An 18,758-nucleotide genomic window follows, 5' to 3' on the forward strand; every position below is an offset into this window, starting at 1 on the left:
CGTAGGCTCGGGGGCGACGAAGGAGGCACGACTCATGATGCGTGCGATCTGGAACGGGACCGTTATCGCCGAGGCTCCCCGGACCGTGGAGCTCGAGGGGAATCATTATTTTCCGGTGGAGTCGTTGAAGCGGGAGTTCTTCAGCGGGAGTTCCCACCACACCGTGTGCCCGTGGAAAGGCATTGCGAGCTATTACTCGGTCACGGTGGACGGGAAGGAGAATCCGGACGCGGCCTGGTACTACCCGAAGCCGAGCCCGCTGGCGCGCAAGATCAAGGATCATGTCGCGTTCTGGCACGGCGTTGAGATCGAGGGTAGTCCCGAGTAACCGTCAGTCGGCGGTGCGACGGGCCACGACGAAGCGGGGTTTTCCGGCGAGGTCGGGGTGTTCGACGATGTCGGTGAAGCCGCCGTGGGCGGTGAAGAGGGCGGCGACGCCCGCGCCGTTGGTGTCGTCGTGTTCGACTGCCACCGTGCCGTTTTCGCGCAGGAGGCGGGCGATGGTGGCGGTCATGGGGCGGATGACGGACAGGCCGTCGGGGCCGCCGAAGAGGGCGCGGTGCGGATCGTGGTCGATCACCTCGGGAGCGAGTTCGGCGTCCTCGGGGATATAAGGCGGGTTCGAGACGACCACGTCCACTCGGCCGTTGAGCTGCTCGAGGATGGCGGGGTCGGTGACGTCGCCGGCGTGCAGGTCAATCGCGGTGTCGCCCTCGTCGGCCAGTTGCCGCGCATTGCGGCGGGCCCAGGCCAGGGCTTCGGTGTCGAGTTCGACGGCGTGCACCTGGACGTCGGGGCGGGCGTGGGCGATGGCCAGGGCCAGGGCACCGGAACCCGTGCACAGGTCCACCACGATCGGCTGGTGCTCGTGGCCGACGGCTTCGAGCTGACCCAGCGCCCAGGCGAACAGCAATTCCGTCTCCGGGCGCGGGACGAAGACGCCGGGGCCGACCGCGAGGTCGATCTCCCCCATCGCCGCGATGCCCGTAAGGTGCTGCAGCGGAACGCGTTCCGCCCGCCTGGCGACCAGCTTGCGGTACTCCTCCAGCTGGTCGGGGGTGAGCATGGGCATCAGGGCCAGGCGCCCGCGATCGATGCCCAGCACATGTGCCGCAAGATGTTCCGCATCGGCCTGGGGGCTGTGGACCCCGGCCGCGGCCAGGATCTCGACGGCCTCCCGGACAGCGGGGCGCAACGGTGCACGACTCACGGTTCGCAGCCTTTCTCCCACCCACATGCTCGCACGAAACGGGGCGTCCCGAACCTGCTCCCGCCCAATGCCCCGCGCGCCCGGATCATCGGGCGTGGCGCAGCGCTACCGGTCCTGTTACTCGGCGGCCAGGCGGGCGGCGCGGTCGGCTTCGCCCAGGGCGTTGAACAGGTCATCGAGGTTGCCGTCCAGCACCGAGTCCAGGTTGTGCGCCTTGAAACCGATGCGGTGATCGGCGATGCGGTTCTCCGGGAAGTTGTAGGTACGGATGCGCTCGGAGCGGTCCACCGTGCGGATCTGCGAGGCACGACCCGCGGCCGCGTCGGCATCGGCCTGTTCCTCGGCGAGGGCCTGCAGCCGCGCCGCCAGCACCTGCTTGGCGCGAATCTTGTTCTGCAGCTGCGAGCGTTCGTTCTGGCAGGTCACCACCAGGCCGGTGGGCAGGTGGGTGATGCGCACGGCCGAGTCGGTGGTGTTGACGCCCTGGCCGCCCTTGCCGGAGGAGCGGTAGACGTCGATCCGCAGGTCCTTCTCGTCGATCTCGACTTCCTCGACCTCGTCCGGCTCCGGGTACACCAGTACGCCCGCGGCCGAAGTGTGAATGCGCCCTTGGGATTCGGTGACCGGCACGCGCTGCACGCGGTGCACGCCGCCCTCGAACTTGAGCTTGGACCACACACCATCGCGGGTGGCTTCCTTGCTCTTGATGGAGAAGCTGGCGTCCTTGTACCCGTCCAGATCGGAGTAGGTGACGCCGAGCACCTCGACCTTCCAGCCGTGCCGTTCCGCGTAGCGCAGGTACATGCGGGCCAGATCGGAGGCGAACAGCGCCGATTCCTCGCCGCCCTCACCTGATTTCACCTCGAGGATGACATCGTCGGCGTCGTGCGGGTCGCGCGGCGCGAGCAGGTCGGTGAGCTGCTTGTCCAGCTCCTCCGCCTGCTCCTGCAGCCCCGGGACCTCGGCCGCGAAGGACGCGTCGTCGGCGGCCAGCTCCTCGGCGGCGGCCAGATCCTCACGCGCGGTCTTCAGCTTGTTGTAGGTGGCCATGATCGGGCCGAGCTCGGCGAAACGCTTACCCACGCGCCGTGCCGCTCCGGGATCGTTGTGCAGCGCCGGGTCTGCGAGCTGAGTTTCCAGACCCGTGTACTCAGCCAGGATGTCATCGATCGCGGACGGGGCCGCCTGCTTGTCGGCCATGGCGTGTGGGCTCCTTCAAGAACTTGGCTCTGGATGTAAGCGAGTGAGGAACCGCCCACGGTTCGCGGCCCGGCTCGATTCTGGACTGACGGAGCGGGGGAGCGAAGCGGAGGAGCGGAGGAGGGAAGAATCGAGCTTGCAGGGCCGCGAAACAGCCGGAGCGAAGCGGAGGCAATCAAACGCAGCGGCAATTAAACACCAACGCCCGGCCTGCGGTGCGCAGGACGGGCGTCGGCGGGACAGCTACTTGGCAGCCTTGTCGCGCTTGCCGTAGCGGGCCTCGAAGCGAGCCACGCGGCCACCGGTGTCCAGAATCTTCTGCTTGCCCGTGTAGAACGGGTGGCACTGGGAGCAGACCTCGACCGTGATCTGGCCCGACTCCTTGGTGCTCTTGGTCTGGAAGGTGTTGCCGCAGCCGCACACGACCGTGGTGTCCACGTACGTGGGGTGAATTCCTGCCTTCATGGGTGTCCTTTCGAAAGGCTCCGGGTCGCCTGGCGATGCGAGACGTGAACCGGAACCGACTAGGCATGGTTGCCGACGGAACAGTATATGTGCCGCGACCGAATGGTCGTCACGAGGGGTGACACCGTCCTGAACAGGTGGTTGGGCCGATTTGTTCCCAGCCGTTCCCCCACGAAACTACGGGCACGCATATTTCGTGTATTCCGGTGAGGCTGGAAGTCGAGTAGCTCGCTACTCAAGAATACGAACACTCGTGTTCATAGAGTTTGTCCAGGTGAGAGGCCCGCGACTACCGGAAGGACAGCCGTGACCAGGAAGGACGCGACGATCGGGGGCCTGTTCCCCGTCACCGTGCACGCCGAGGCCGGGAGGGCAGACCGGCGGCGCGCGGAGTTCGTCGCGGGGGCGATCCTGGTCACACTGACACTTCTGGCGGTAGCGGGCTGGTGGATGGCTCCCGGAGAGTCCGGCAACGCGGTGGGCTCCCTGAACCCGACCCCCATCCCGCCGCTGGGGGACGCCACCCTCACCTACACAGCGGTCACGGCAGCGGACGTGTCCGGTGCCGTGACCGCGCTCATCCTCGGCTTCATGATCGCCGGCGCGGCGCTGATCGGACGAGCCTTCTTCAGCCCGCAAGCGGCAGCGCGGCGGCCCCGTCGAAACGGAGCCGCCGCGCATGCTGTTATTCCGATCCCAAGGGCGACAACTGATTTCGCGCCCGTGGGGGTAACTCCCCGGGAACGCCCTGAATCGGTGTCGCACCTGGCCGCCGGTCGGCGACGCAACTCTCCCGGCTCCCACTGGTCCGCGAAAGTCCCGGGGAGGCGGGGGAGCCTTGCGCTACAGGCTCATTCGTCGAGCGCACCCGGGGCGGTCTTGGAGACCGTCATCAGGAACTCGACATTGCTCTTGGTCTTCTTCAACCGGTCGACCAGCAGGTCGATGGCCTGATGTGAATCCAGGCCGGAGAGCACGCGGCGCAGCTTGTGCAGGACCGCCGCCTCGTCGGGCGACATCAGCAGATCATCGCGGCGGGTGCCGGACGGGTTGACGTCGACCGCCGGGAACACGCGGCGCTCGGCAATCTTGCGGTCCAGCTTGAGCTCGGCGTTACCCGTGCCCTTGAACTCCTCGAAGATGACCGTGTCACCGGTGGAACCGGTCTCCACCATCGCGGTCGCGATGATGGTGAGCGAGCCGCCGTTCTCGATATTGCGGGCCGCGCCGAGGAACCGCTTGGGCGGGTACAGCGCGGTGGAATCCACACCACCGGAAAGGATTCGGCCCGAGGCCGGCGAGGAGTTGTTGTACGCACGGCCCAATCGGGTGATCGAGTCGAGCAGCACGACGACGTCCTGACCCTGCTCCACCAGGCGCTTGGCCCGCTCGATGGCGAGCTCGGCGACCGAGGTGTGGTCGCTGGGCGGCCGGTCGAACGTGGAGGCGATGACCTCGCCGCGCACCGAGCGCTGCATATCGGTCACTTCCTCGGGACGCTCGTCCACCAGCACAACCATCAGGTAGCACTCCGGGTTGTTCACCGAGATCGCGTTCGCGATGTCCTGCATGATCGTGGTCTTACCCGCCTTGGGCGGGGACACGATCAGAGCGCGCTGCCCCTTACCGATCGGCATGATCAGATCGATGATGCGCGTGGTCAGCTTGTTCGGCTGGGTCTCCAGCCGCAGTCGCTGGTTCGGGTACAGCGGGGTCAGCTTGTTGAATTCCGGTCGGCGCTTGGCACTTTCGATGTCCGCGCCGTTGACCGTGTCCAACCGCACCAGCGGATCGAACTTCTGCCGCTGATTGCTCTGATCGCCGTCGCGCGGGGCGCGGACCGCACCGGTGATGGCGTCGCCGCGGCGCAGGCCGTTCTTGCGGACCAGGTTCATCGAGACGTACACGTCGTTCGGGCCGGCCAGGTAGCCGGAGGTGCGGACGAACGCGTAGTTGTCGAGCACATCGAGGATGCCGGCGACCGGCTGCAGGACGTCGTCCTCGCGGATCTCCATCTCGCGGGCCTCGCCACCGGCGGCGGCGCCCTCGCGGTCCCGCCCGCGACGACGCTCACGGAAGCGACGACCCCGGCGGCCGCGGCCGCCTTCCTCGTCGTCACCGCCGCGATCATCACGCTGATTGCTGCGGCCGGCGCCGTTCTGGCTCTGCTGGTTGCGCTCGCCCTGGTCGTTGCGCTGATTACCACGATCGCCCTGGTTGCCACGATCGCGACGACGCTCGCCGCCCTCCTGCTCGCCCTTGTCGGCGGCGGGAGCCTCGGCGGTGGTCTCGGCTGTGGCGGCGCCGCGCTGCTCGCGGCCCCGGCGCTGGCGACCGCGGCCACGCTGGCCACCGTCCCGGCTGTCGTCGCCGCCCTCGGCGCGGGCGTTCTCGCCCTCCTCGCGCTTGGATTCGCGCGTCTCCGAAGCGTTTTGGCGCGACTCGGTGTCGGCCTTGCGCGCTTCGACCTTGTCCGCGTGACCGGCCTTCGCCTCCGCCTTCACCTCGGCCGGGGCCGGAGCGGAGTCGGCAACGGCAGCGGCCTTCTTCACCTCGCGCGCAGGGGCCGACACGGACTCCCCGCCGTTCGGCGCTTCCTCGGCCTTGGCCTTCGCGCTCCGCGTGGGCTTGCCGCCGGTCGCGGCAACGGGCTTGGCGCCCCCGGCCTGGTTCTCCTTGATAGCGGCGATGAGATCACCCTTACGCATCCCGGAAGTGCCTCGGATACCGAGTTCTCCCGCAAGCGCACGCAACTGCGGCAACAACATTCCAGTCAGCCCCGATCGTGCGACGTCAGTTTGTTCGCTCATCTTCGAAATCTGTCCGGAGTCACTTTCGCGGCTACCCGAGGACGCTGAATCACTATCCGTCCCGGGTGTCGCGAGCAGGTCCGTATCTGTCACGGAAATCCTTTCCTTCCCTCGACCGCCGTGTGCCTGTTCGAGGGTTCCTCCTGCAGTCCGGTCTCGTGCCGGACTCGGATGCCGTATCGCCTGTCCCGCCGGGCCGGTGGGCTTGCCACCACGTGGGCTTCGCCACCGAGTGCTGGTGCTCATCCAACTGACAAGGTGGGAGAGATCATTCCAGTTGACTGGCTACCCCCAAGTTTCGAGCCTCAAGCCTCGAGCCCGAGCAAGGAGCCTCTGGAGCGATTTGCCCTGATGAAGCACCGGCGTCTGACGCGCACGATGTACGGACTCGCTCAGGATAGCTCCCACCCTTTACATCGGCAAGGCAGGCGCGCTGTCAATCCACCGAGACGCCGCCGGCGATGCCCGGCTCGAGAACGCGCATGCCGTCTGCGATCGCGAGTTCACGCAGTTCTTCGGGGAATTCGCTGGTCGCGAAGGCGAGCACGGTCGGGCCCGCGCCCGAGACGGTGGCCGCGATGCCAGCGGCACGCAATCGTTCCACCCATTTGGTGGTGAGCGGCAGGGCCGAGGCGCGGTAACCCTGGTGTAGCCGGTCGGCCGTGGCGGGAAGCAGCAGGTCGGGCCGCTGCGTCAAGGCGACTACCGCGAGCGCGGACCGGCTGGCATTGAAGGCCGCGTCCACGTGCGGAACCGTTTCCGGGAGCAGGCCGCGGGTGTGCGCGGTGGCGGAACGCTCCTCGGGGATGAGCACCACGGGCCGCAGCGAGGGATGCGGCTCCAGCCGCACCGCACGGTACAGGCGGGCGTGATGCGCGTCGGCACTACCGTTTTCATCCGCCGAACGGTCGGTTTCCGTCCAGCACACCACGAATCCGCCCAGGATGCTGGCGGACGAATTATCCGGGTGGCCTTCGAATTCACCGGCCAGCTGGACCAGCACGTCATCGCTGAAGGCCAGTTCCGGATCGAACTTCGCGGCCAGCCCGCGCCCGGCCGCCAGGCCGCCCACTGCGGCCGACGCAGACGAGCCCATGCCCCGCGAGTGCGGAATCACGTTGCGACACACCACGTCCAGGCCGTCGGCCCAGACGCCCGCGGCCTGCAGGCCGCGCTCGACGGCGCGCACCACCAGATGCGAAGGGCCCCAGGGCACATCGTCGGCGCCCTCGCCCTCCACCCTGATGGTCAGCCCGGAGTCGGTGGTGGACACCGTGATCTCGTCGTACAGCCCCAAAGCGATTCCGAGGGAATCGAAACCCGGGCCCAGGTTGGCGCTCGACGCCGGAACCCGCACGGTGACGGAGATTCCGGCGGGCAGCGTTCGCGTCACGCCGGTACCTTGCTGGTGCTCGGCACCGGCGTACCGCGAAGCGGCTGTGACATTGTTCCCTCGCTCCGCTCGCTCACGGAGCTGACCATCGCGAGAATTCAACTCAGGCCAGCTCGAGTTCGTGGGCCACGGCGACCGGGTCGACCGCGATCGGCGTCACCTCGGGCATGCCCGCGAGCGCGTTGTCCGGATCCTTGAGGCCGTTGCCGGTCACCGTGCAGACCACGGTGAGGCCGGAATCCAGCCAGCCCTCGGCGCGCGCGGCCAGCAGACCGGCGACCGACGCGGCGGAGGCGGGCTCCACGAAGACGCCCTCCTTGGCCGCGACCAGGTGATACGCGGCCAGGATCTCCTCGTCGGTAGCCGCGCGGAACGCGCCGCCCGACTCCGCCTTGGCGTTCATGGCGCCGTTCCAGGACGCGGGCGCGCCGATCCGGATGGCGGTGGCCACGGTCTCCGGGTTCGCGACCGGAGCGCCGTTGACCAGCGGTGCGGCGCCGGCGGCCTGCACACCCAGCATGCGCGGGCGCGACGTGATGATGCCGTCGGCGTAGTACTCGCTGTAGCCCTTCCAGTACGCGGTGATGTTGCCCGCGTTGCCGACCGGCAGCACGTGCACATCGGGCGCCTTGCCCAGCGCGTCCACGATTTCGAAGGCCGCGGTCTTCTGGCCCTCGATGCGGGCCGGGTTGACCGAGTTCACCAGGCCGACCTCGGGGAAGTCCGCAGTGACCTTGCGGGCCAGCTCGAGACAGTCGTCGAAGTTGCCGGCCACCTGAATGATCTTCGCGCCCAGCATGACCGCCTGGGCCAGCTTGCCCATGGCGATCTTGCCCGACGGGATCAGCACCGCGCAGTGCAGACCGGCGCGGGTGGCGTACGCCGCGGCCGAGGCCGAGGTGTTGCCAGTGGAGGCGCACAGCACGGCGGTCTTGCCGTTGTACTTGGCATCGGTCATGGCCATGGTCATGCCGCGGTCCTTGAAGGAACCGGTCGGGTTCGCGCCCTCGACCTTGAGGTACACCTCACAGCCGGTCAGCTCGGAGAGGTGGTGCGCGGGCACCAGCGGGGTGCCGCCCTCGAAGAGAGTGACGGCTTCCCAGTCAGCGGGAATCGCGAGCCGATCGCGGTACGCGTCGATCAGACCCGGCCACGGCGTATGCACGGCTGTCGCGCGTGCGGTTGCACTCATTCCTCGGTGCCTTCCAATCTCAGAACACTGGTCACGGACGTGACGGAGTCCAGTTCGGCCAATGCGGCAACGGTATCCGCAAGCGCGGATTCCTGCGCATGGTGGGTCACCACGACCAGGCGCGCGCCGATGTCGTGACCTTCCTGACGGACCGTCGAGATGCTCACACTGTGCTTGGCGAATTCCCCGGCGACCGCTTCCAGCACACCGGTGCGGTCGGCCACCTGCAGGTTCACGTGGTAGCGGGTCGGGGTGTCGCCGATCGAAGCGATCGGCAGCTCAGCATAGACCGATTCGCCCGGGGCGCGGCCACCATAGAACTTGTTGCGCGCCGCCATCACCAGATCGCCCATGACGGCCGAGGCGGTCGGCGCGCCGCCGGCGCCCTGACCGTAGAACATCAGGCGACCGGCGTTCTCGGCCTCCACGACCACGGCGTTGAACGCGCCGTTGACCGTGGCCAGCGGATGCTTGCGCGGGATGAGGGCCGGGTAGACGCGCACGGAGATCTTCTCCTTGCCGCCGTCGCCGGTGACACGCTCGGCCATGGCCAGCAGCTTCACGGTGCAGCCCACGGCCGCCGCGGTCTCCAGGTCCTCGGAGGTGATCTTGGAGATGCCCTCGCGATACACGTCACCGGAGGTGACCCGGGTGTGGAAGGCGACGGAGGCGAGGATGGCGGCCTTGGCGGCGGCGTCGTAGCCCTCGACATCGGCGGTCGGGTCGGCCTCGGCGTAGCCCAGGCGGGTGGCCTCGGCCAGCACGTCGGAGTAGTCCGCGCCGGTCTCGGCCATGGCCGAGAGGATGAAGTTGGTGGTGCCGTTGACGATGCCGACCACGCGATTGACCCGGTCACCGGACAGCGACTGGATGAGCGGGCGGATCACCGGGATGGCCCCGGCGACAGCGGCCTCGAAATACAGGTCGGCACGGTTGGACTCGGCCGCGGCGGCCAACTCACCGGTGTAATCGGCGAGCAGCGCCTTGTTCGCGGTGATCACCGACTTGCCCTTGGTGAGCGCGGACTTGATCAGGTCGCGGGCCGGTTCGATGCCGCCCATGACCTCGACCACGATGTCCACGTCGTCGCGGGTGACCAGGGCCTCGGCATCGGTGGTGATCAACTCGGCGGGCAGGCCGCGGTCCTTGCTCAGGTCGCGCACCGCGACACCGCGCAGCACGACCGGGGCGCCGACGCGGTTGCACAGGTCGTCGGCGTGGTCACGAATGATGCGGACCACCTCGGTGCCGACCGTGCCCATGCCCAGGACGGCCACGCCAATGGGATGGTCCTGTCCCCACACGCCGTTCCTGCCGGAACCCAATTCACGGCTCGCCGTGGACCCGGTCATGCCTTCACCTCCAAGCTGAGTAGGTCCTCCACCGTTTCGCGGCGAAGGATCAAGCGCGCCTTGCCATCTCGCACCGCGACCACTGCGGGCCGGGTGAGCATGTTGTAGCGGCTCGACATCGAGTAGCAGTACGCGCCGGTGGCGGCCACCCCCACCAGGTCGCCCGGGCCCACGTCGGCCGGGAGCCAGGTGTCACGGATGACGATATCCCCACTCTCGCAATGCTTTCCGACCACTCGCGCGACCACCGGACCGGCCTCGCTGGAGCGCGAGACCAGGCGGCAGTCGTACTCGGCCTGGTACAGGGCGGGACGGATGTTGTCGCTCATGCCGCCGTCGACGCTCACATAGCGTCGGCGATTACCACCGTCGAGCACAACATCTTTGATGGTGCCGACCTCGTAGATGGTGACGGTGCCGGGACCGGCGATGGCGCGGCCCGGCTCGACCGCGATGGTCGGCGCCGGCAGCCCGGCCCGCTCGGCCTCCTCGGCCACGATGCGGCGCAGGTTGGCGGCGAAGCCGTCCAGGGCCGGCGGATCCTCGTGCGGCAGGTACGAAATGCCCAGGCCGCCACCGAGATCCAGCACGCGCATCTGTTCGGCGCGTTCCATGCCGAACTTGTCGGCGACCTCGCGCAGCAGGCCCAGCATGCGACGGGTGGAGATCTCGAAGCCGTCGATCTCGAAGATCTGCGAGCCGATGTGCGAGTGCAGGCCGACCAGGCGCAGATTGTCGGACTCGAAGACCCGGGCGATGGCCTGCATGGCGTCGCCGCCGGCGACGGAGAAGCCGAACTTCTGGTCCTCGTGCGCGGTCGAGATGTACTCGTGGGTGTGGGCCTCCACGCCGACGGTGACGCGGATCAGCACGTCCACCACCTTGCCGGCGCGCTTGGCCACGGCCTCCAGGCGCTCGATCTCGATCAGCGAGTCGACGACCACGTCGCCGACGCCCGCCCCGACCGCCATCTCCAGCTCGGGCACCGATTTGTTGTTGCCGTGCAGGGCGATCCGCTCGGCGGGGAAGCCGGCGTGCAACGCCACCGACAACTCGCCGCCGGAGCACACGTCCAGGTGCAGGCCCTCGTCACGAATCCAGCGAGCGACCTCGCCGCACAGGAAGGCCTTGGAGGCGTAGTGGACTCGCGCGCCGTCGCCGAAGGCGCGGACCATGTCCCGGCAGCGGGAGCGGAAGTCGTCCTCGTCGATCACGAACAGCGGGGTGCCGTACTCGGCGGCCAGCTCGTGCACCGGCACGCCCGCCAGCCGCACCACGCCGTCGGCGTCGCGAGAGGCGTTGCGCGGCCACACATTCGCGGGCAGTTCGATCATCTGCGCCGGTGCGCTGGGACGCTCGGCGAGCGTGGGCGCGTGCGGGATGTCCGCGTGGCGGGGTCCTGCGGGGTGGGCACTCATCTACATACGCTCCGGTGCGCTGACGCCGAGCAGGCCGAGGCCGTTGGCGAGAACCTGACGGGTGGCTTTGACGAGCTCGAGGCGAGCGGCATTGAGCGGGGTGACCACGTCGTCGCCCTGCGGGATGACGCGCAGCGTCTTGTCGGACTGGAAGGGGTGGTAGGCCCCGGCGAGTTCCTCGAGGTAGCGCACGACCCGGTGCGGCTCCCGCATCTCGGCGGCGGTGGCCACCACGCGCGGGTACTCGCCCAGCGTGCGGATGAGCGCGCCCTCGCGGTCATCGGTCAGCAGCGCGAAATCCGGTGCGACCGAGGCGTAGTCGAACGCGGCCGCGTTGCCGAGGATCTGGTTGGTGCGCGCGTGCGCGTACTGCACGTAGTAGACGGGGTTCTCACTGTCCTGCCGGGTCCACAGGTCCAGGTCGATGTCGATGCTGGAGTTCACCGAGGAGCGCACCAGCGAGTACCGCGCCGCGTCCACGCCGATCTGCTCGACCAGGTCGTCGAGGGTGACGACGGTGCCCGCGCGCTTCGACATGCGAACGGCGGCACCATCTTTCACCAGGTTCACCATCTGGCCGATGAGCACCTCGACGGTGTCCGGGTTGTCGCCGAACGCGGCCGCGGCGGCCTTGAGACGGCCGATGTACCCGTGGTGGTCCGCACCGAGCATGTAGATGCACAGATCGAAACCACGCGAGCGCTTGTTCTGGAAGTAGGCGATGTCACCGCCGATATAGGCGGACTTGCCGTCGCTCTTGATGACGACGCGGTCCTTGTCGTCGCCGTATTCGGTGGAGGCGATCCACCAGGCGCCGTCCTTCTCGTACAGCTTGCCGGACGCCTTCAGCGTCTCGATGGCCTGCTCGACCGCGCCGGAGGCGAACAGCGAACTCTCGTTGAAGTACACGTCGAAGTCGGTGCCGAAGTCGTGCAGCGTCTTCTTGATGTGCGCGAACATGAGTTCGACGCCCTCGCGGCGGAACAGCTCGGGCCGCTCGGCCTCCGGGAGTTCCAGCACACCCGGGTTGGCCTTCACGACGGTGTCGGCGATCTCGCTGATGTACGCGCCCGCGTAACCGTCCTCGGGGGTCGGCTGTCCCAGCGCGGCGGCCACCAGCGAGTTCGCGAAGCGGTCGATCTGCGCGCCGTGGTCGTTGAAGTAGTACTCGCGGGTCACGTCCGCACCCTGGGCCGCCAGGATCCGGCCCAGCGCGTCGCCGACCGAAGCCCAGCGGGTGCCACCCAGGTGGATCGGGCCCGTCGGGTTGGCGGAGACGAATTCGAGGTTGATCTTCGTGCCCCCGAGAGCGTCCGCGGTGCCGAACTTCTCACCGGCCTCGAGGATCTTCTCGACGATCGCGCCCTGCGCGGCCTTGGCCAGCCGAATGTTCAGGAAGCCCGGTCCCGCGACCTCGGCAGCCTCGACGCCCTCGGCGGCCGACAGCGCCTCGGCCAGCAGCGTTGCGAAATCGCGGGGGTTCATTCCCGCCTTCTTGCCTACCTGCATGGCCACATTCGTGGCATAGTCACCGTGCTCGGGGTTGCGGGGACGCTCCACCTTGACCTCGTCGGGCAGGATCGCAGGGTCTGATCCGCGTTCGACAAGTACCTTCGCCGCGGTAGCACGAAGGAGATCTGCAAGGTCAGCTGGAGTCACGAGTCACTATCCTATGGTCTGAGCAGGTGAACGCCGCGAGCGGGCACCACCGGGCAGGTGCCCAGCAAACGATGCGGCCGCGTCGTTTGATTGTCCGACACGTCGAAAAGAGCACAACAAGCATGCCGAGCAAGACCAGTGCCAAGTCGGCCAAGGCCATCAAGGCCGCGGGCAAGTCGGCCGGATCGTCCAGGAAGGGCGGTCGCGGCGGCAGCCTGGGCGGTAAGCGTCAGATCCCGTGGCTCATGATCGGGGCCGTGGTCTGCATCCTCGCCCTCATCGGCGGCATTGCCTGGGTGCTGGTACCCAAGATCCAGGACAAGCAGGAGCAGGACAAGTACACGCCGACCGCCCAGAAGAAGGATCCCTCGGATCAGATTCCGGGCGTGGTGAAGAAGGACTACGCGGCGGGCATGCACGTCGCGGCCACCCAGCGCGTGAACTACGACCAGTCCCCGCCCTTCGGCGGTCCGCACGACGGCTCGTGGGCGGCCTGCACCGGCGTGGTGTACGCCAAGGCGATCCGCACCGAGAACGCGGTGCACTCGCTCGAGCACGGCGCGATCTGGATCGCCTACAACCCGGACAAGGTCGATCAGGCCGCCATCGACACCCTGAAGTCGAAGGTGAAGGGCAAGAACTACAGCCTGATGTCGCCCTACCCCGGCCTGGACACGCCGATCTCCCTGCAGTCGTGGGGTCACCAGCTGAAGCTGAACAGCGCCGACGACAAGCGCGTCGGCGAGTTCATCACCGCGCTGCGCCTGAACCAGTACGCCTACCCGGAGGTCGGCGCGGACTGCGCGAACCCGACCTTCAACACCGACAACCCGCCGGCGTTCGACCCGACCCCGCCCGGCCCCGACGCGGTGCCGATGGACGGTAAGGGCCTGCAGCAGGATGCGAGCGAGCTGGGTGGCGGCAGCGGTATTCCGGGTATGCCCGCCGGCGGTATCCCGGGTCTCCCGAACGGCGTGCCGGGTCTGCCCACCGGTAGCCCGAGCCTGCCCGGCGGTATCCCGTCCATCCCGGCCCCGACCGACGGCCCGACCCAGCCGGATCAGCCGGCTCCGACCCAGTAGTGCCGCCGTTCATGTCCGACATTCCAGACCGCAGCTCCGAGCCCGATCCCGCCGCCGAACCAGTCCCGCAAACGCACCGCAACCAGCGGCCCGCCCTGCTGGCCATCGGGGTGGTCGCGGTGCTGCTCATCGGTTTCATGGCCGGACTGCTGGTGGGCAATGCCACGCATCACGGTCCGGAGACGCCGGGCGTGGTGGATGTCGGCTTCTCCCAGGACATGTCGGTGCATCACACGCAGGCGGTGCAGATGTCGAGCATCGCGCTGTCGGGGACCACGGACCCGGCGGTGAAGCGGCTCGCCTACGACATTCTCACCACGCAGGCCAATCAGGCCGGCCGCATGCAGGGCTGGCTGCAGCAGTGGGACAAGCCGCTCATCTCCCCCGACGGCTACATGGGCTGGATGACCGACATGTCCACCCATGAGCACTCCGGCACCGCCATGCACTCCGGCGCGGTGCAGACCATGCCCGGCATGGCGTCGGATCAGGAGATGGCCGCCCTCGGCCAGGCCACCGGTCCGGCCCTGGATGTGCTTTTCCTGCAGCTCATGCTGCGCCACCACCAGGGCGGCATGCCGATGATCGAGTACGCCGCCCAGCGCGCGGACACCGACGCGGTGCGCTCGCTGGCCGAGAGCATGGCCAAGACCCAGAAGAGCGAGGCCGATCTGATGACCCAGATGCTGGCCGAGCGCAAGGTCGCACCACTGCCGATGAACTGACCGAGCACCTACGACGAACCCGGACCGCGCACAGAAACGCCCGGTCCGTGTTCGTTTTTGGCGCAGCGCGAGCGATGCGATACGCTGTCCCAGCCCGACCGGGAGACCGGACGGGACCATCCCCGCCCTCGTAGCTCAGGGGATAGAGCGTCTGCCTCCGGAGCAGAAGGCCGCAGGTTCGAATCCTGCCGAGGGCACCACAGTAAGGCCCCGACCGTGGATCACGGTCGGGGCCTTACTCGTTCACGGGAGCGGCGAGCCGTTTCCGCACCGGATGACTGACTTATCGTGCCATCGTGACCGATTGGGATTCCGATTCGAGGACTCGGGGACAAAGGTAGTAGCTGCGCATCGCGGTGTCCGGTTGTGCAGGAGGCAGCCGGACACCGCGATCGCGTTTTCCGGGCCACGATCAGAGTTTCAGGCCACCGTCAGGACCGCGTTGCCGCGGATGCGGCGGTGAACGAGATCGGTGAGGACGCCGACGGTTTCGGACCAGTCGGCGGTGCGGCCCCGTTCGGGGTGGATGAGGCCCGCGGCGGTCAGGCCAACCAGTTCGGCGAGGTCTTCGGCGTCGGTGGTGCCGGATACCCGGTGCGGGAAATGGTGCAGGGTGAACGGGGTCGCACCGAAGAGGGCGAAGAAATCGAGGGTCACCGGCTCGCGCCCGGCCTGACCGAACCAGACGAGGGTGCCGCCGGTAACCGGGCGGGCCAGGGCCGCGGCGCAGGTGCCGCCGCTGACCGATTCCAGGACGATGTCGAATTCTCCTGCACTGGAAGCGATCTCATGGGTGGAGCGCCCGGTGTATCCGACCGTGCCGGTGACGGTCGAGTACGAGCTCACGCCGCTGGGCCGCAGCCCGGCCGGTGCGGTGGCCGGGCTGCGGGCCTGGGCGTACGGGCGCATCGGCGAAATCGAGGCGGCGCGTAGGGAATACGACCGCCGCGACGCACCAGGCAGCTAGGCCGCGTATTCCAGGGCCATGGCCGCGATCACCGGGACCATGTAGAGCATGGGGAACGGGACGTGGCCGTAGGACTTGGCGCGGACGATGGTGATGATGGCGCCGGTGAAGTACAGCACGATGCCGATGGCGGCCGCGACGCCGAGCGGCGGGTAGAACAGCCCGGCGATCAGGCCGATGGCGCCCGCCGCCTTGGCCAGGCCCAGCCACGGCCACCAGGATTCGGGCACGCCGTACTCGACGAGGGGCTCGGCCACGAACTTGGCCCTGCGCAGCAGAGAGACGGCCGAGAAGCCCACCCAGAGGGCGGCCAGGACGGTGACGATGTAGTACGCGGTGGACATGGGCTGGGCTCGCATTCTGCTGGATTCGGGTGGGCTTCTGCCGATCGGAATGGTGCGGGGCGAATTCATAGATCCGCGATCCGTTTTCGATCGATCCCCGATACGCCCGCTATAGCCGGCTGTGGGCACCGCGCACACGGCCGACTCGTTCGCAGTGCGAGCAGCCCTGCTCTTCACGAATGCCCAGGCCCAGCAGTGGGCACCGGAGCTGCAGCTGCTGGGTTCGGCGGCGTGGTGCAGCAGCGCGCGGGCGGCCAGCCGGTGCAGTGCCACAGCTATCCGGGCGCGGATCACCGCGGCGTGCTCGACGCGTCGTGCGATGACGCACTGGCCTGGGTTGATACCCGGTTCGGCCGGTAGCCGTCAGGCCGCGGGCGTCCAGCCCGGATCGCGGCCGAACCAGGCGGCCAGCCGGTCGTAGGCGGGCGCGTCGGCGGCGATCGGCACCTCGTGCCCGAAAGCCTTTCCGGGACCGCGGAATTCGGGCTTCAGAAGCTGCCTGGACCAGGCCAGGCCGTGCTCGGCGAGCTCCGGATCCAGGGTGCGGCCCTGACCGGTGGCGCGGGTGAGATCCCAGGCGTGCATGGCGAATTCGGTGATCTGCTGATCGGCACGACCGCGCAGCGGGGACTCCCCGCCCATGCCGGGCACCAGCCGCTCCGGATCGGCGGCGCGCCACGTCTCGAGCAACGGCTGCGCGCCGGTGCGGAACTCGGCGGCCCAGTCCGCGCCTACCGGGTCGTGCGGTGCGCCCCAGTCCGGCATCTCGCCGCGCGCGGCGATGGTGAAGTCGCGCAGGATCTGGCCCACGATGTGGTCCAGCAGCCCGCGCACGTCCCAGTTCTCGCACGGCGTCGGCAGGGCTGCCTGGTCCAGGGCGACGGCGGCGATGACATCGCCCATCTGGGCGACGGCCCGCTCCAGGAGATCGATCGTCGGGTCCACCGGTGACTTGTCGGCCATGCGGCCAGACTAGCCCTGCGGCAAGACGTTCCGTGCCCCATCGGGCACGGCGATCACCCGTGGTGGGAGATCGGGTTCCGACGCGGATGCGGCCTGCGGGGATCGGATCCGCAACAGCAGGTACAGCCCGGCCGCACAGCCCAGGGTGATCACCAGGGCCACCGTGCCGGGAACCGTGGAGACCGCCCCGTGCGGATCCCGGTACCAGCGCGGTGAGTAGGCGACCCGGCCGAAATTGCTGCCCCGCAGCGCCACCACCAGGCACGGCACCACCAGCACGGCGAGCGCCACCACGGCGCTGCCCGCGGTCTTCGGGACCGCCGCGCCGAAGCAGAAGCCGATGGCCAGCGCGGTGAGGATCACACCGAGCACCGGGACAACCGCATACTCGTGCGCGATGTCCGCGGTGCCTGCCGCGAATACCGCCAGCCCTGCGGTCGCGGCCAGCGCGATCCAGGGCGCGCGCCACCGGCGTCCCGCCGCCAGCCCGGCCACCACGGCCAGGACCGGGAACGGCGCGGTCCAATCCGGCCGGGGCACCGCGATGATCGCGCTGCCGGCATTGGCCACCGCGACCGCCAGCAGCACCAGGGTGCCCTCGCGCCCGGGCAGCAGCAGCGCCGCGATCAGCGCCGCGCCGATGGTGATGGCCGCGGCCACCCCCATCTGCACGACGGTGCCGGCGTGCCGCACGAACCACTCCGTCGACAGTGTGGTCGCGATGACCAGGATCAGCGCGGACAGGATCGGTCCGATCGCCAGATCGGTGTTCTCGTGTTCGCCCGCGGGTTCCGGCTGCTGGACTGCGATCCCCGCGACCAGCAGCACCCCGGCCAGCACAAGCAGCCACACCGGTGGCGTTCCGGCCGACGCCCATTGGATGAGGGGATTGCCCCGGCCGCCGGCGGGGGGCAGCGAGGTCTGGTCGCCGATCAGGATCGCGGACAGGGCGCCGATCAGGTACGCACCTGTTGCGACGGGTTTGCCGAATACGGCGACCGCGAGCGCACCGAGCAGGATGCCGCTGAAGATGGAGTCGATGTAGTTGGCGGTGGTCAGGTTTCCCGCGGTCGCCGCGTCCCGATTCCACAGCTGGTCGATCACCAGCACCACCGCGCTGCCGCACGAGGCGATCCAGGCCGTCTTGCGCCCGAGAGCGACCACCAGCGCCGCCGAGACCACCGCGAACGCCGCGCCGGAGGCGGCCGCGCGCGGCACGTTCAGCACCAGCAGATCCAGCTGCAGCACCGGGCCTTCGGAAGTCCAGCCCAGATCGAGTGGGGCCATGAGCAGCAGACCGGCCACCGCCGCTCCCAGCAGGGCGGCCATCGCCTCGATCGGAACCGCGTAGCGTCGCAGCGCCAGGGGCGCGGTCCTGCCCGGCGGGTGCGCCGACGCGAACCTCGCGCCCATCTCGTCACCTACTCCCTCGGTGATGCGACGCCTTTCGCGTTACAGCAATAACGAGCAGCTATCTCTCGCGACATTAACAGCTGCGGTATGTGGAAATTCTGAGAAGTGGAGTCGGTCACAGTCCGCGGGCGGGCCGGGAGCGGGCCCGAGACACCGTCAGGCGCAGCGGAAACGGAAGGTCGCCAGCGGGGTGACGCCCGTCGCCGAGGTGACCTGGACGGCCGAATCACTGTCCAGCGCACAGCCGATCGGGGTGCTGACCTGAACCCGGTAGCAGCCGACTGCTCCGTTGTAGACGGCCGTGCCGTCCGTGCCGGTGGTGAGGGTCGCCACATTCGCGCCGCCACCGCAGGGCGCGATGTCGGCGGCCACGCCCGCCATGGGGAACTGTTCGGGGCCGTACACCGCCTGCACCTTCAGCGCGGGATCGGCGGGCGGTTCCGCGGCGGCGAGCGGGGCCAGGGCGCACGCGGCGGCGAGAACGGATATGACGAGCAGCGTGCGGCGCACCGGGTCTCCTTCGGGACGGGCTGAGGCAGTTCGCCTCTGCGGCCGACGAATCGGC

At 68.6% G+C, this 18,758-nt stretch carries 19 protein-coding genes and 1 tRNA gene; 6 read left to right on the top strand and 14 right to left on the bottom strand.

The genetic code is table 11. The features are described 5' to 3' along the window. Positions 1-34: 34 nt before the first annotated feature. Positions 35-328 carry a DUF427 domain-containing protein gene (locus ABZ909_RS37410; RefSeq protein ID WP_357009793.1) on the top strand — a complete coding sequence of 98 codons (294 nt, stop codon included), beginning with the start codon at positions 35-37 and terminating at the stop codon, positions 326-328. Between the two features lie 3 nt (positions 329-331). On the opposite strand, the gene prmC is transcribed toward ABZ909_RS37410, so the two are convergent. The 9 genes from prmC to argS all read right to left on the bottom strand — a co-directional run bounded on the left by prmC (position 332) and on the right by argS (position 12,699). After that, positions 332-1,210 carry a peptide chain release factor N(5)-glutamine methyltransferase gene (prmC, locus tag ABZ909_RS37415; protein WP_357009796.1) on the bottom strand — a complete coding sequence of 293 codons (879 nt, stop codon included), beginning with the start codon at positions 1,208-1,210 and terminating at the stop codon, positions 332-334. A 117-nt stretch (positions 1,211-1,327) separates the two neighbouring features. Further along, positions 1,328-2,410, bottom strand: coding sequence for a peptide chain release factor 1 (prfA, locus tag ABZ909_RS37420; RefSeq protein ID WP_357009799.1), 1,083 nt, complete (start codon positions 2,408-2,410; stop codon positions 1,328-1,330). A gap of 243 nt (positions 2,411-2,653) precedes the next feature. Continuing rightward, positions 2,654-2,875, bottom strand: coding sequence for a 50S ribosomal protein L31 (gene rpmE, locus ABZ909_RS37425; RefSeq protein ID WP_040856062.1), 222 nt, complete (start codon positions 2,873-2,875; stop codon positions 2,654-2,656). An 851-nt stretch (positions 2,876-3,726) separates the two neighbouring features. Beyond that, complete coding sequence (rho, locus tag ABZ909_RS37430) at positions 3,727-5,643, bottom strand: transcription termination factor Rho (RefSeq protein WP_357009955.1); 1,917 nt, start codon at positions 5,641-5,643, stop codon at positions 3,727-3,729. Between the two features lie 478 nt (positions 5,644-6,121). Then, positions 6,122-7,078, bottom strand: coding sequence for a homoserine kinase (gene thrB / locus ABZ909_RS37435; RefSeq protein ID WP_357009802.1), 957 nt, complete (start codon positions 7,076-7,078; stop codon positions 6,122-6,124). 103 nt (positions 7,079-7,181) lie between these two features. Then, a complete protein-coding gene (gene thrC, locus ABZ909_RS37440; RefSeq protein WP_357009805.1) occupies positions 7,182-8,270 on the bottom strand; it encodes a threonine synthase in 1,089 nt (362 codons plus the stop codon). Beyond that, positions 8,267-9,622 carry a homoserine dehydrogenase gene (locus tag ABZ909_RS37445; protein ID WP_357009808.1) on the bottom strand — a complete coding sequence of 452 codons (1,356 nt, stop codon included), beginning with the start codon at positions 9,620-9,622 and terminating at the stop codon, positions 8,267-8,269. The genes thrC and ABZ909_RS37445 overlap by 4 nt, the downstream gene beginning before the upstream one ends. Continuing rightward, positions 9,619-11,040 (bottom strand): diaminopimelate decarboxylase, encoded by a 1,422-nt coding sequence (gene lysA / locus ABZ909_RS37450; RefSeq protein ID WP_357009811.1) that lies wholly within the window; start codon positions 11,038-11,040, stop codon positions 9,619-9,621. The genes ABZ909_RS37445 and lysA overlap by 4 nt, the downstream gene beginning before the upstream one ends. Next, on the bottom strand, positions 11,041-12,699 hold the full coding sequence (argS, locus tag ABZ909_RS37455) for an arginine--tRNA ligase (RefSeq protein WP_357009814.1): 1,659 nt from the start codon (positions 12,697-12,699) through the stop codon (positions 11,041-11,043). Positions 12,700-12,821: 122 nt separating this feature from the next. Here argS and ABZ909_RS37460 point away from each other — a divergent pair, with 122 nt between their 5' ends. The 3 genes from ABZ909_RS37460 to ABZ909_RS37470 all read left to right on the top strand — a co-directional run bounded on the left by ABZ909_RS37460 (position 12,822) and on the right by ABZ909_RS37470 (position 14,706). Beyond that, positions 12,822-13,781: a DUF3105 domain-containing protein gene (locus tag ABZ909_RS37460; protein ID WP_357009817.1), complete on the top strand. Its 960-nt coding sequence runs from the start codon at positions 12,822-12,824 to the stop codon at positions 13,779-13,781. An 11-nt stretch (positions 13,782-13,792) separates the two neighbouring features. Further along, positions 13,793-14,506, top strand: coding sequence for a DUF305 domain-containing protein (locus tag ABZ909_RS37465; protein ID WP_357009820.1), 714 nt, complete (start codon positions 13,793-13,795; stop codon positions 14,504-14,506). Positions 14,507-14,630: 124 nt separating this feature from the next. Next, positions 14,631-14,706 (top strand) — tRNA-Arg (locus ABZ909_RS37470). A 220-nt stretch (positions 14,707-14,926) separates the two neighbouring features. On the opposite strand, the gene ABZ909_RS37475 is transcribed toward ABZ909_RS37470, so the two are convergent. Then, positions 14,927-15,163, bottom strand: coding sequence for a hypothetical protein (locus ABZ909_RS37475; RefSeq protein WP_357009823.1), 237 nt, complete (start codon positions 15,161-15,163; stop codon positions 14,927-14,929). A gap of 100 nt (positions 15,164-15,263) precedes the next feature. On the opposite strand from ABZ909_RS37475, the gene ABZ909_RS37480 reads away from it, so the two are divergent. After that, positions 15,264-15,473: a winged helix-turn-helix transcriptional regulator gene (locus ABZ909_RS37480; RefSeq protein ID WP_357009826.1), complete on the top strand. Its 210-nt coding sequence runs from the start codon at positions 15,264-15,266 to the stop codon at positions 15,471-15,473. Here ABZ909_RS37480 and ABZ909_RS37485 read toward each other — a convergent pair. Continuing rightward, a complete protein-coding gene (locus ABZ909_RS37485; protein ID WP_357009829.1) occupies positions 15,470-15,817 on the bottom strand; it encodes a DoxX family protein in 348 nt (115 codons plus the stop codon). The genes ABZ909_RS37480 and ABZ909_RS37485 overlap by 4 nt on opposite strands. 195 nt (positions 15,818-16,012) lie before the next feature. On the opposite strand from ABZ909_RS37485, the gene ABZ909_RS37490 reads away from it, so the two are divergent. Continuing rightward, positions 16,013-16,177, top strand: coding sequence for a hypothetical protein (locus ABZ909_RS37490; protein ID WP_357009832.1), 165 nt, complete (start codon positions 16,013-16,015; stop codon positions 16,175-16,177). 3 nt (positions 16,178-16,180) lie between these two features. Here ABZ909_RS37490 and ABZ909_RS37495 read toward each other — a convergent pair whose 3' ends face one another. From ABZ909_RS37495 to ABZ909_RS37505, 3 genes are all read right to left on the bottom strand, one after another. After that, complete coding sequence (locus tag ABZ909_RS37495; protein WP_357009835.1) at positions 16,181-16,780, bottom strand: TIGR03086 family metal-binding protein; 600 nt, start codon at positions 16,778-16,780, stop codon at positions 16,181-16,183. A 9-nt stretch (positions 16,781-16,789) separates the two neighbouring features. Beyond that, positions 16,790-18,193, bottom strand: a complete 1,404-nt coding sequence (locus tag ABZ909_RS37500) for a hypothetical protein (protein WP_357009838.1) — start codon at positions 18,191-18,193, stop codon at positions 16,790-16,792. 156 nt (positions 18,194-18,349) lie between these two features. After that, positions 18,350-18,703 (bottom strand): hypothetical protein, encoded by a 354-nt coding sequence (locus ABZ909_RS37505; RefSeq protein WP_357009841.1) that lies wholly within the window; start codon positions 18,701-18,703, stop codon positions 18,350-18,352. Positions 18,704-18,758 lie beyond the last annotated feature (55 nt).

This window comes from Nocardia sp. NPDC046763, assembly GCF_040645495.1.
Lineage (GTDB): Bacteria > Actinomycetota > Actinomycetes > Mycobacteriales > Mycobacteriaceae > Nocardia.

Coding starts and splice junctions, on each gene's coding strand:
- ABZ909_RS37495 (WP_357009835.1), bottom strand. CDS start 16,780: ATGGCCGACAAGTCACCGGTGGACCCGACGATCGATCTCCTGGAGCGG.
- ABZ909_RS37445 (WP_357009808.1), bottom strand. CDS start 9,622: ATGACCGGGTCCACGGCGAGCCGTGAATTGGGTTCCGGCAGGAACGGC.
- rho (WP_357009955.1), bottom strand. CDS start 5,643: ATGTTGTTGCCGCAGTTGCGTGCGCTTGCGGGAGAACTCGGTATCCGA.
- thrC (WP_357009805.1), bottom strand. CDS start 8,270: ATGAGTGCAACCGCACGCGCGACAGCCGTGCATACGCCGTGGCCGGGT.
- ABZ909_RS37480 (WP_357009826.1), top strand. CDS start 15,264: ATGTCGAATTCTCCTGCACTGGAAGCGATCTCATGGGTGGAGCGCCCG.
- ABZ909_RS37500 (WP_357009838.1), bottom strand. CDS start 18,193: ATGGGCGCGAGGTTCGCGTCGGCGCACCCGCCGGGCAGGACCGCGCCC.
- ABZ909_RS37460 (WP_357009817.1), top strand. CDS start 12,822: ATGCCGAGCAAGACCAGTGCCAAGTCGGCCAAGGCCATCAAGGCCGCG.
- ABZ909_RS37485 (WP_357009829.1), bottom strand. CDS start 15,817: ATGTCCACCGCGTACTACATCGTCACCGTCCTGGCCGCCCTCTGGGTG.
- prfA (WP_357009799.1), bottom strand. CDS start 2,410: ATGGCCGACAAGCAGGCGGCCCCGTCCGCGATCGATGACATCCTGGCT.
- ABZ909_RS37410 (WP_357009793.1), top strand. CDS start 35: ATGATGCGTGCGATCTGGAACGGGACCGTTATCGCCGAGGCTCCCCGG.
- rpmE (WP_040856062.1), bottom strand. CDS start 2,875: ATGAAGGCAGGAATTCACCCCACGTACGTGGACACCACGGTCGTGTGC.
- ABZ909_RS37465 (WP_357009820.1), top strand. CDS start 13,793: ATGTCCGACATTCCAGACCGCAGCTCCGAGCCCGATCCCGCCGCCGAA.
- lysA (WP_357009811.1), bottom strand. CDS start 11,040: ATGAGTGCCCACCCCGCAGGACCCCGCCACGCGGACATCCCGCACGCG.